At 39.0% G+C, this 12446-nt stretch carries 8 protein-coding genes and 2 pseudogenes; 2 read left to right on the top strand and 8 right to left on the bottom strand.

What is annotated here, in order from left to right; translation table 11 throughout:
* Positions 1–113 precede the first annotated feature (113 nt).
* Positions 114–1466 carry an amino acid permease gene (locus KP78_RS07720; protein ID WP_041087820.1) on the top strand — a complete coding sequence of 451 codons (1353 nt, stop codon included), beginning with the start codon at positions 114–116 and terminating at the stop codon, positions 1464–1466.
* A gap of 5 nt (positions 1467–1471) precedes the next feature.
* Here the strand turns inward: KP78_RS07720 and KP78_RS07715 are convergent, their stop codons facing one another.
* The 3 genes and pseudogenes from KP78_RS07715 to KP78_RS07705 form a co-directional block, all read right to left on the bottom strand.
* A complete protein-coding gene (locus KP78_RS07715) occupies positions 1472–2098 on the bottom strand; it encodes a LysE family transporter (protein WP_041087819.1) in 627 nt (208 codons plus the stop codon).
* Between the two features lie 292 nt (positions 2099–2390).
* Complete coding sequence (locus KP78_RS07710; RefSeq protein ID WP_041087817.1) at positions 2391–2657, bottom strand: DUF1292 domain-containing protein; 267 nt, start codon at positions 2655–2657, stop codon at positions 2391–2393.
* Positions 2658–3531: 874 nt separating this feature from the next.
* Positions 3532–3726, bottom strand: a pseudogene (locus KP78_RS07705) (KGG domain-containing protein); the annotation flags it as partial.
* 302 nt (positions 3727–4028) lie between these two features.
* Between KP78_RS07705 and KP78_RS07700 the strand changes: the two are divergent.
* The gene (locus tag KP78_RS07700) at positions 4029–5702 is read left to right on the top strand and encodes a ribonuclease J (RefSeq protein WP_041087814.1); all 1674 of its coding nucleotides are present in this window, start codon (positions 4029–4031) and stop codon (positions 5700–5702) included.
* A 122-nt stretch (positions 5703–5824) separates the two neighbouring features.
* Here the strand turns inward: KP78_RS07700 and KP78_RS07695 are convergent.
* From KP78_RS07695 to KP78_RS07680, 5 genes and pseudogenes are all read right to left on the bottom strand, one after another.
* Positions 5825–6196 (bottom strand): annotated as a pseudogene (locus KP78_RS07695) (manganese catalase family protein); the annotation flags it as partial.
* Between the two features lie 367 nt (positions 6197–6563).
* A complete protein-coding gene (locus KP78_RS19105; RefSeq protein WP_084219852.1) occupies positions 6564–6692 on the bottom strand; it encodes a DUF4023 domain-containing protein in 129 nt (42 codons plus the stop codon).
* Positions 6693–6823: 131 nt separating this feature from the next.
* The gene (locus KP78_RS07690) at positions 6824–8314 is read right to left on the bottom strand and encodes an NCS1 family transporter (protein WP_041087812.1); all 1491 of its coding nucleotides are present in this window, start codon (positions 8312–8314) and stop codon (positions 6824–6826) included.
* A 155-nt stretch (positions 8315–8469) separates the two neighbouring features.
* On the bottom strand, positions 8470–10236 hold the full coding sequence (locus KP78_RS07685; RefSeq protein WP_041087810.1) for a hydantoinase B/oxoprolinase family protein: 1767 nt from the start codon (positions 10234–10236) through the stop codon (positions 8470–8472).
* A gap of 89 nt (positions 10237–10325) precedes the next feature.
* Positions 10326–12446, bottom strand: a complete 2121-nt coding sequence (locus KP78_RS07680; RefSeq protein ID WP_052474696.1) for a hydantoinase/oxoprolinase family protein — start codon at positions 12444–12446, stop codon at positions 10326–10328.

Raw genomic sequence — 12446 nt, 5'->3', positions numbered from 1 at the left:
CATGCGCATTCTTTTTATTCAGTAATAAGCATTTCAAACAGATTGTTTCCATCATCTTTTAAACATAAATTCCATTTAATTGTGACAACCTATCCTTATATGGAGGTGCGAAAATGAAGAAGAAGGCGTGCGGCGGCAATGCGAATGAAGGGAAACTTGCATGGTGGCAATTATCCCTTATTGGGGTAGGCTGTATTATTGGCACAGGGTTTTTCGTAGGATCAAGTATTGCAATTAAAATGACAGGTCCTTCTGTGGTCATCGCCTTTTTGTTGGCTGCATGCGGAACGTATATTGTATTTGAAGCGCTTGCAAAAATGTCCGCAAAAGATCCGCAGAAAGGATCCTTCCGTTCCTATGCAAAAAAAGCATATGGACGCTGGGCCGGGTTTAGCAGTGGCTGGGTTTATTGGTGCTCGGAAATATTAATCATCGGCAGCCAGCTTACGGCAATTTCACTTTTGTCTAAATTTTGGTTTCCTGATATTCCTTTATGGGTGTTTGCATCGGGTTTTGCTGTTTGTGGCCTCCTTGTTCTCTTTATAGGTACAAAAGCTTTTGGGAAGTTAGAAAGTGTCTTTGCCGTGACAAAAATAGCCGCTATTTTTATGTTTATTGTGATAGCCATTTTAGCACTGACAGGGACAATTGACGGAGGTTCAAAAGAGGGGCTTCCTTATTCGGTTCATGAGTTTTTCCCTAATGGAGGGCTAGGATTTTGGAGTGCTCTTATATTCGCCTTTTATGCTCATGGAGGAATCGAAGTGATGGGGGTTATGGCTATTAATCTTCGAAAAAAGGAAGATGCCCCTAAGGCGGGAAAAGTAATGCTCATATTGCTGGCTATGATTTATTTTACGGCTCTTTCTTTAGCCTTATTACTGATTCCATGGACATCGTTTCAGCAGGACAAAAGCCCGTTTGTTGAAGCATTAGCGGGCTATAATCTCGATTTTTTCCCGTATGTGTTTACTGGTGCAATCATTATTGCCGGGTTTTCAACGATGGCTGCTTCTCTGTTTTCAGTTACCACTATTCTTATCACCTTATCTGAAGAGGGGGATGCTCCAGCAATATTCAGTAAACAAAAGAAAAAGAAGCTAAAGGTCCCCTTGCCTGCTGTTGCTTTAACTTCCGTGGGACTTATACTTTCCATTGTTACATCCTTACTATTGCCCGGAAAAGTGTACGAGTATATAACCACAGCTGCAGGATTAATGCTGCTGTATAACTGGTTTTTCATTTTAATGATGTACCATAGATTAATTGCACCCTCTTCCGGGGACAAAGTGAAAAGGGTGATTGGAATGATTCTTGTCTTCTCAGCTGTTAGCGGAACACTCTTTCACCCAACAAGCCGCCCTGGATTTTTTATCAGCTTAGCATTCATCACTGTGATTGTAATCGTTGTCGTAATGTTGCGTAATAGATGGAAAAAGGAAGAGACCGAGGAAAGCCCTGCTTAATTCAATCAAAAAAGCGCATGATAAGCCTGTATGCCAAAGTATATCCCAAACCCAATCATGGCTAACGAAGAAAGAACAGAAATAACTTTCAAGAGCATCACAGATAGACACCTGCGTGCTCCGCTGGACAGAAAGGCCATTGTTAAATCCCATAAAAGAATACCAATGATAATGGCCATACTATAAATAAAGAGTTGATTGCCTGTAAACACCTGGGATGTTTCAGCAAGGACAGAGCCATAGATCCCCAACCAAAAAAGAATCGTAAGTGGGTTCAATAGCGACATAAAGAAACCGGATAAAAGTGATCGTCTAAGACGGATCTTTTTCCCGGATCTCATATTGACTTCAATTTTATGTACGGCAAGTAAATTTTCAATGCCTGTATACAAAAGAACAAAACATCCAAACGACCAGAGGAGCGTTTTCATAAAAGCCGAGTCGATAAATTGGCCAACCCCGAAATAAACCAAGATCATATACATCACGTCAGCTGCTAAAGCGCCAAGACCAAACACCCAAGCATGAGTAAATCCATTTTTAATTCCCGTGTCTAATTGGGCAGCATTAACAGGACCTATGGGAGCAGCAAGAGATACACCTAAAAAGATATAGGTAAAAATTGAATTCATTAAATAGCCTCCGTTAAAACGATCTCTTTGCATTCATATTCAAAGGAAGCAGCTTGTACAACTAAGCAAAGGGAAATTTTTAATGAATTAACAGAGGAATATGATGAAATCTCTCATTGAGATACTCTGGTTATCAGTGCTATATATAAAATGAATGTGATTCTTCAAATGAAGATCACTTTTTTTATTGGGCGAATAGTCCCGCAGTGATGCCTGTCTATCGTATATGTACGTATATCCACTGAAATAAATAAAAAAAGAGAGGAACTCCCCCCTCTTTTCAAATCTTTCTTTACTCCTTTACAGCCTCTTCAAACGCGGCAGATACCTTTTCAAATTCGTTGTCATCCTCGATAACAGTTAATTGATCTTCATTTTCAATTCTTAAAAAGAAAACATCGATATCTTCTTCCGTTTCCCCTTGAATTTCTTCCACAAACCCAACTGCAGCATAATCCATTCCGTCAAGGCTTAACGTGCCTAGCACTTCAATTTCTTGCTCTTGATCGTTCTCATCAATTAATGTTAAGATATCGCCTATTTCAATTTTTTCTTCCATATTGCCTTTCCCTCCCATGTAGTTCAAAATTAGGTCTCTTCGCATTTTTTTAGACAATTTGTAAAAGTTACATGCTTAAAATTTTACTGCGATTAGCTAAGATAACAGAAAAAATCTCGGCATAACCAAATATGGAAGGAGGGATAGCCGTATATCAAGTGGCACTTTCACCTCTAACCTAGGGATTTCCTTCTTTACGAGAATCGTTACTTAACAATTTGATTACTTTCTTCTTTTTAACTTTTTTATTTTGCCTTATGGTTTGAAATTATATACATGATCCACCGACTGTATTCCAATGGATCAATCCACTTTTGTTTGATAAATATTTAAGAATAAGGATAATCTCCTGCGGAGTTTGCTGCTTTGGCAGGCTAGCATTAAGTATATTAAAAGGAGGATTGAAAATGGATCAGAAAAAAACAAAAAAATGGTCTCACAGGCATGCAAGAGGTTTTGTATAATCATGAGTTGAATAAAGCAAATGAGGCCGGGAAAGACATAAATAAAGATAGAAGAGGAGAAAGCTCATAAAGAGTCCATTTTCCTTTTAAAAATTAAAATGCACGGCCTTAAAGCCAAAATCTTTAGCTTCAAGGCCGTTAAACCTTACCTATATCGGCTCACTCACAGGAAAAAATATCTCTGTTTTTTCTTACATAACTAATAAAACACTTGGCCGTCGCAATCAAACTGAATGGTCACCAGTTCTCCTGTACGCACAAAAGGTTCGTTTTTTATTAACAATCCTTTGTACACCACTATTCTTCACATTTTTTTAATATGCAGTGAATATTTTCTGTAATCGTTTGTTGAGATGGTCCCTCCCTTATTTCTGAATCAAGCCCAAAAATATCCTTGTCCTTAAAAACTAGTTTTTATTCCGAGCATCTGCGCCCTTTTTGCCGATTTCTTGAAAATGTTTTTTGTCATGTGACTTGGCATTTGCTTGTCCGCCTTTTTCACCGATCTCCTGGTAATATTCCTTATCATGATTCTTTGATGTTGCTTCTCCACCTTTGCGTCCCGCTTCTTCACGACTCATTGTTTCATTTTTGTTTTTCGTCATTAGAAATCCTCCTCTTGTAATTGGATTTGGTAACACAGTGGTTTCTTTCCCGATCATACTTATCCAAAACGCAAAAGGAAAATTTTGATATTAAAGGGCTACCTAAGTTACTAAAAAGACCTACGCTGTTTTTTTGTACAGATCTCCTTGCATAAAAGAGAACGTAAGCGGTATCAAGCTGCCATCCTATTTAGAAAAGCATTTTGCAGTTATTCATACCAGAAATACAGCTATTCCTTCATATATAAAAGAAATTTAAAAGGGAATACTAAGAATATTATAGAAAATGGGAGGGTATTAGTTTGACCAAAAAAGAGAATATATTATCTATTTTCGCCTTGGGGGGAGTGAATGAGATTGGTAAAAACATGTATGCAATCCAATATTCGAATGATATCGTGATCATTGACTGCGGGTCTAAGTTTCCAGATGAAAGTTTATTGGGAATCGATTTAATAATACCCGATATATCCTACTTGCAGGAACATAAGGATAAAGTCCGCGCTTTGATTGTGACTCATGGGCATGAAGATCATATTGGAGGTATCCCCTACTTTTTAAAAAAATTAAATATACCTGTCTATGCCACGCGGTTCACACTAGGTTTAATTGAATTAAAATTAAAAGAGCATAGACTTCTCGGTGATACCGAGCTGGTCCAGATTGATTCAGAATCTATTTGTTATTTCGGGGAGATCAATGTAACCTTTTTCAAAACCAGTCATAGTATTCCCGATTGTCTGGGTATTGTCTTTGACACACCAGAAGGAACAGTCGTCCATACAGGGGACTTCAAGTTCGATTTAACCCCAGTGAATAACCAGTATGCCGACATTCATAAAATGGCTGAAATCGGCAAAAAAGGTGTCTTGGTTCTTTTATCTGAAAGTACCAATGCAGAACGTCCCGGTTCTACCCCGTCGGAACAAATTGTTGGTGATCATATCGAGGAAGCCTTTATGAAAGCCCGAAGGAAGGTCTTTATCTCTACCTTCGCATCAAATGTTAATCGCGTTCAGCAAGTAGTTGATGCTTCACTAAAGACAAATCGTAAGCTTGCACTGCTTGGCCGGAGTATGGTGAATGTAGTAACTGTTGCTATGGAACGCGGTTATTTACAGATTCCTGATGGAATGCTGATTGATGCACACGAAATCAATGAATTGGAGCCGGAAAGGGTTTCTATCCTATGCACAGGAAGTCAAGGAGAACCGATGGCCGCCCTTTCACGTCTGTCTAGCTCAAACTATAGGGGAGTAGACATTCTACCTGAAGATACAGTAATTATATCAGCATCTCCAATACCTGGGAATGAACGAAATGTTTCGCGTATAATAGACAATCTATTTCTGCTAGGAGCAAAGGTTATTTATGGATCGGGAAGTGTAACAGGAATGCATGTTTCCGGACATGCCTATCAGGAAGAATTAAAACTCATGCTTACACTGATGAAACCGCAATATTTTATTCCTATTCATGGTGAATTTAGAATGCTGCACCAGCACCGTTTGTTGGCTGAATCCATTGGGGTGGAGAAAAAAAACACTTTTATCATTGGTAATGGCGATGTCGTTGATATTGAGAACATGACTGCACGTCAGACTCGGAAGATACCATCAGGGAATATCTACGTGGACGGGGTAGGTGTGGGTGATGTTGGGAGCATTGTGTTACGGGACCGCAAACAGCTTTCTGAGGATGGGATGCTAGTCATTGTTATAACTCTAAGTAAATCGGAAAGGAGAATTATTTCCGGACCCGACACAATTTCTCGTGGATTCGTGTATGCACGAGATTCTGAGAACCTCCTAAGGAATGTTAATGGTTTAGTGAAATCAACCGTTAACGACTTACAAAAAGAAAACCTTCACCAATGGAATGTGATCAAACAGAATATAAAGAAATCGGTAGGAAAATATTTATATTCCCACACAAAAAGAAAGCCAATGATCCTTCCTATTATTATTGAAATTTAACCGGGAAAATTATTGTAAATCAAGAAAAAGAGCTGTATCATTCAACAGCTCTTTTTCTTACATATTAAATTATTTGATTAAGCATTTAAATCGTTTAATCCAGGACTATGTTCATTTGGCATTTAAGGCAGTTCTGGAACTGGATATCCAGCTGGAGGGTCCACAACCTTTAATTCTCCCTTGTTACGACTAGGCGATTCTCCTTGGAATACCTCTCCAATCCTTATGCTATCCAACCTGAAATTGAACTGCGCATTGTGGAATCCCATTTCTACATACTTTTTATATTCAGGATATTTGTTAATATCATAATTTGGAACCGGGAAGAGATTTGCCCAATCAAAACCCAGGGTTTCCAGCGCTTTTGCAAACGCATTTTGGTGGGCATTGTCGCGGACTATAAGGAAAGCAAGAGTTTCCCTGAACGATTTATTTGAACTCATTTCATAAATTCTTGTCTTTTGCAAAACACCCGTAGATCCTAGAATAAGGTTCAAAACGACCGCCCAGTGTTTTTTGTAAAACTCTTGCAGCAGGCGGATCAGGTTTATCTGGAACAATCATATTAATTAAATCTTCTTTGTAAAAACACACAAATAAAACTTCCTTTTTATGTATGATTTGAGTACTTAAAAGTATTATTTACTAATTTTTCTTTTCTATCCGGACTACTTAAAGAAGGGAAAATAGAATTGTGGGTAAAACAGTGGATAAGTATGTGGAAGGTATTTTGGTGAATTTGGTGCCTTTTAAATTTTAGACCAATAAAAAGAAGTTCAATTCACACATGAATTGAACTTCTTTTTTACTATCATTTACTTTTTGTTGCATTTGAGGGTTTATTTTAACGATTCATGTTATTTAATTTTCCTTTTTATTTGGCAATTTCTTTTCGGGATGACCGTTTCCCTGCCTCTTTTTATTTACCGCGTCTTTTTTCTGTGTATCATGCAGCTTCTCAACAAACTCATGTGTACTTTCGTTTTCCAATGATCTATCCTCCTTAATGATTAAGAGTGATTATTACTTTAACCAAATACCTGAGAAAGATGTATACACGTTGAGAGTATTACTGGGAAAAAACAACTGTTTATTCCCCTTGAGCTTTTCCCAATTAAATACTATATGAGGCCTTCTTCCTTCACCAACAATGAGTCGTCTTTTATATCGGCAGCAACATCTACATGGTAAAATTCCTCATCAGAATAGCTCCATTCCTTATTGACGCTGGTTGCCAAATAACGATCATCAAAATTTGATTCTATTTCTTGTTGAGGATACATTTTTAGGATCCACGATTTCATTAAAATGTAATACAGAACAAAACCAAGCGGTAATCCCACTAAATAAGAAAATTGTATAAACCATATGGCAAACCCTCCACCAATTACCCAAGCGATTAAGCCTGCTGGATTGAATCCCTTCATGAAGCGAAATTGACCATCTTGATTATATAAGTCTGGAACATTTAATCGGCGGCGGCGAAGGAGATAATAATCACAGTACATAATCCCTGCAACTGCGGATAATGCAGCTCCGTAATACCCCAAAAAAGTACTAAGGTTATTAAGAATTAACCACGGCATTGCCAAGGTGCCCACAAGACCCGCAATAATAACGCCCATTGTATAGCTCAAACGTGGAGCACCGGCATTAACAAACGCAAGTGCAGCTGGTATCAGATTCGCTGCATTATTAGTAGACCACTGAGCTAGTATAACAAGACTCAATAATACGATTAACCCAAATCCCGTCTGGTTACTCTGGATAATTGTTATTGGATTCCAATCCCCCGTAGCAACAAAAGCAACTGCACCAATAAAAGCCATAAACGTCGAGAAAATAGGAAGAGCAATTAACTGGGCGGCAAAGATATTTCGATTTCGTTTTACAAATGATTTTGTACCTGTTTTAACTTTTAAGAACCGTGAGATATTCGGGATATCAACTGCCAGCGCAGTCCATAACGTAAAATTAGCCATAAAAATTACAAATAGCGAGGTATCCATTGAACCCACGAAAGTCCAAATATTTTCTCCCTCGTTGACAACCATTCCATCCAAATAAAAGTACATCCAAACAGAAATACCTATTAATAACGGGGCCGCAAAATCAGCAAAACGTTCAACAGCTTTTATTCCAAGCGCTGTATTAAAGATCTGCACGATAGCAAAAATTACATACCACAGGAACCAATTATCAAATCCTGTTAAATATTGAAATATACCATTTAACGCCAATGCTCCAAGATATGTTTGAATCCCAAACCAAATTGCCGCGACTATTCCCCTCGATACTACCGGAATATGTGTCCCATAAATCCCGAAAGGTGCACGTAAAAAAACGGCGAATGACAAACCGTGTTCCGTTCCAATGTCCGCTGACAACAGCATAATGGCACCAATTAAAAAGTATGCAAAAAATATAACTAGCAGGCTCGTAACTAAAGGATGGGCAGCAATCGCGTTACCACCAAATTGGTAAGCTACAATCATTACTACCATACCTGTCCATATCATAAAATAGCCTAGCATTCCAATTGAACGGCGTGTATTCTTAATCGGTAGAATGGATTCCTCCAATAAATGGTTTTTACTTTTCACTTTAGACATTAAACTGCCTCCTTTATTACGTTTCTTTTAGAATGTTAATGACGTGTATTTATTTCTGAATATTCAGATAATATTTTACATTAATTTTTTATGTTGGCCCCCTGTTTTGTTAAGCTGCAGCCAATCTTATAGATCAGCTGCAGCCTTCTATAAAGTTAGCTGCTTACTTTTTCTCTAATCTTGCTGGTTTTTTCCAGGTCAACAGATAAATCCTCGCGAATAACTACCCCATATACTTTTTCAGCTTTTTCAATGGTTAAATAATCATCCAGAATATCCTCTAGCACTTGTTCACTACTGCGCTCAAACGGGTCACCATACCCTGCCGCACACGGTGTCCTAATTTCTAGTATGTCTCCTTTTCTAATCTTGAAATTTGTCAGTTTCGCATGAAGATTTTGTTCTCTTTCTGTGTCTGGATTTAAAATCATCGATCCAGTTAATCCATCTTGACCGCCAAACACACCTCTCGGAGGATCTGTATGTCTATCACCTTCACCAGTAAAAAGAGTATCGGTTAAGAACTCCCATGTTCTAATAATCCCTATGCCTCCTCTCCATTTCCCTGCTGCAGCACCTTCATCTCTTAGTTCATAACGTGTACAGCGCATTGGAAGTCTCATTTCTAATTCTTCTATCGGGTTATTTCGAGTATTGGCTACTAGATTATCTACACTGTCTAGTCCGTCTTTGCCATTACGTCCGCCGTAAGACCCCTCGTTAACCTCGATATACACCCAATAATCTCCCGACTCTTCTTTTATTCCTGCATAAGAGTTAAAGTGTACGTGCGCTGAATTTCCTGCTGTTGTTTTTTCGGGCAAAACATCTGACAAAGCCAGGTTAATTTGATCTGCTAGGCGTTGTACTTGGTTTATCCTTGCTGTACAAGAGGCTGGATGTTTCGGATTCCATATACTCCCGTATGGTGCCACTACTTTAATCGGCTTAAAAATACCACTGTTTTGCGGGATAAACACATCTGAATTCGCTTCATCCAGTAAAATAGCTCGTACAATCGTATAGGTTGCCGGCAAAGTAGATCCTGAGAACGGAACATTGTATGCCGTTTCAACCTGGTCAGAGCTTCCTGTAAGGTCTACAGTTAAGTCACTGCCTTCAATTTTGACACTTGTCTCAATTCTTAGTCTTTCACCATAATTCCTTCCATCATCATCTAACCATCCTGTTGGTGCTTTATAGACACCATCAGGAATTTTTTCAATTTCCTTACGCAGCATCTCTTCTGAATATTCCATCCAGCGCTTTTCTGCAGCTTGAATGGTCTTTCGCCCGTAACGATTAAGAAGCTCAATATAACGCTTCTTACCGAGCTTAGCAGAAGCGATCATTGCTTCGACATCACCTTTATTTTCTTTTGGTGTTCGCACATTCTCAAAGATATGTCTCCACATATCTTCGTTTTTTACGCCTTTGCTATACAGCTTAACTGCGTTGTAATGCTTTCCTTCAGCATATACATCTACAACATCAACCATTAGTCCAGGAGACATTCCGCCAGCATCTAATACATGACCTGTATTTGCTGCAAATCCAACAAGTTCTTCTTCATAAAAAATGGGGATTATAATGGCTAGATCAGGTGTATGCGACGCCCCATAGTAAGGGTTATTGTGCAAGATAATATCGCCATCACAAATATTGTCGCCTAAAAAATGCCGAACACCCTGAATATAGCCCGGTAATGAGCCGATATGCATTGGGGTTGAATCACTTTCACATAATTCATTGCCATCTGGATCAAATAACCCTGCCCCTAAATCCTCCGATTCACGAATAATACTCGAGTAGGCCATACGATAAAGTACTAAAGCCATTTCTTTTGCTATTGCACTAAATGACCCAGCAATTACCCCTAATGTTACAGGATCAATATCAGTAGTTAAGATTTTGTTAGTCATCTATTTTTCAATCTCCCTTCTCTTATACGGTTAATATTTTGATAAAAGCTCCTGCTTCGGAAACATTTTTATATGACGATCAGAAATACTTATTTTGATATTGATGCGTATGCTTGAAATTTCTTTTCAATCTTTTGACGCATATCAATTACAATATTGCCATAAGAGTCAAAGCTAGCAGTACAATCCGGCGGCAAGATCGTCGTACTGTCTTTTTGTTGAATAACCGCAGGTCCTGACAATGATGTTCCAATAGGTATGTCATTACGTATGATAAATGGAGTTTGAACTTTCTCTAGCTGGTCACTGTTCCAGAAATAAACTGGATACTGTGGATATTCATCTATGGAGAACATTTCCTGTCCTTCGGTAACAAATAGTTGTTCTTTTTCAGATTTTACTAATCCAATTCCAATTACCCGTACATTAATCGCAATGACTTCTTGGTCAGGGAATTGGCTTGCGTATTCACGCAGATGTGCTTGATGGAATCTTTGAATAACCTCAGTTACCCAGCTATCATTAATTTCTCCCTCCGGTGCATCAACACGAAGCTCGTATCCTTGTCCGGAGTAACGACAATCAACAACCCGACGCAGAACCGTTTGGTCATCTCTCATTCCATCTTCTTTTAATGCTTTATATGATTCTTTTTCGAGTTTATCAATTACAGAGCTTATATTGGGTACATCAGGGTGTGTTAGACTTCCCCAAAGTGTATGAACTTTCTCATATGCAATATCACTTGCAAGGAGTCCCATTGCCGCTGTAATTCCTGGATATGGCGGAACGACAACATTCGGTATATTTAATTCTTCTGCAATATCACAAGCGAATAAAGGACCCGCTCCTCCTGCTGCCACTAGCGTAAAGTCGCGTGGATCATACCCTTTACGTACACTGTTCATTTCAATGGCGTTCACCATATTATGTGTCATAATTTTCAGCGCCCCAGCTGCAGCTTCTAGCGAGGTCATATTCAGCTTTTGTGCTATATGCTCTTCAAAAGCTTTTTCAGAAAGCTCAGCAACCACTTGCATATCGCCTGCAAGACTACTGTCGGCGTGTATACGTCCAAGTATAACCTGCGCGTCTGTTGAGGTTGGGAGTGCCCCCCCGCGGTTATAGCAGGCAGGTCCTGGATCAGCCCCTGCGCTTTGTGGTCCTACTCGAAAGATGCCACCCTCATCTACATGGGCAATTGAACCGCCGCCAGCACCAATAGCATCAATATCAACCATTGGAACCATCGCATTGTATTCTCCGATACGAGTGTCTAACAAATGCCGCATTCTCATTTCACCATTTGGCGCAACACCGATATCTGCAGATGTGCCTCCAATGTCAAGAGTAATAACATTATCAAATCCAGCGTTTTTAGCTGCTTTAATTCCCCCAATCAACCCCGCAACCGGACCCGAGAGGAGTAAGTTAATCGGCTTCTCCGCTGCTACTTCAGAAGTGGCAATCCCGCCATTTGATTGCATGAGATGAACACTTGTACTCACTTCCATTTCGTCCAGCACTTCTTCCAGCCGTTTGATATAGCGACTTACCTTTGGACCAATGAAAGCGTTCAATGCTACTGTACTAAAACGTTCATATTCTCTATATTGGGGTAATATTTCGTTGCTGATAGACAAGTAAGCTTCAGGAAATTCTTCTTGAATTATTTCCTTAACACGGCTTTCATGTGATGGATTTTTAAATGAAAACACAAAACAGACCGCAATTGAATCTACTTTTGCATCCTTTAACTTTCGTACTTGCTCTCTTGTTTTTTCTTCATCTAAAGACGTTATTACTTCTCCTGCTGCTGATACTCTTTCAGGGACCACCAAACGATTTCGTCTTTCTACTAATGGATATTTCTGCCACGGAAGATCCTGATATAAAGAAAAGTTGTATGGACGCTTGTGCCTTGCAATGTGTAATATATCTCTGAAGCCCTCAGTAGTAATCATTCCTACATTTGCGCCATTATGCTCTAAAACAATATTTGTCGCAACAGTGGTTCCATGAAAAAATTGGTCAATCTTAGAGGGTTGAATCTTTGCCATTTCACAAATCTCTGTAACACCTTTTATTACTGCTTCTGAAGGATCCGATGGTGTTGAGGGCACCTTATGAACCCAGGATTGATCTGTTCCTTCATTAATTAAAATTAAATCTGTAAATGTTCCTCCAACGTCAACACCTAATCTAATCAA

Origin of the sequence: Jeotgalibacillus soli, from assembly GCF_000829435.1 — a bacterium.
GTDB classification, from domain to species: Bacteria; Bacillota; Bacilli; order Bacillales; family Jeotgalibacillaceae; genus Jeotgalibacillus; species Jeotgalibacillus soli.
This window is presented reverse-complemented; position numbering and strand designations above follow the sequence as displayed.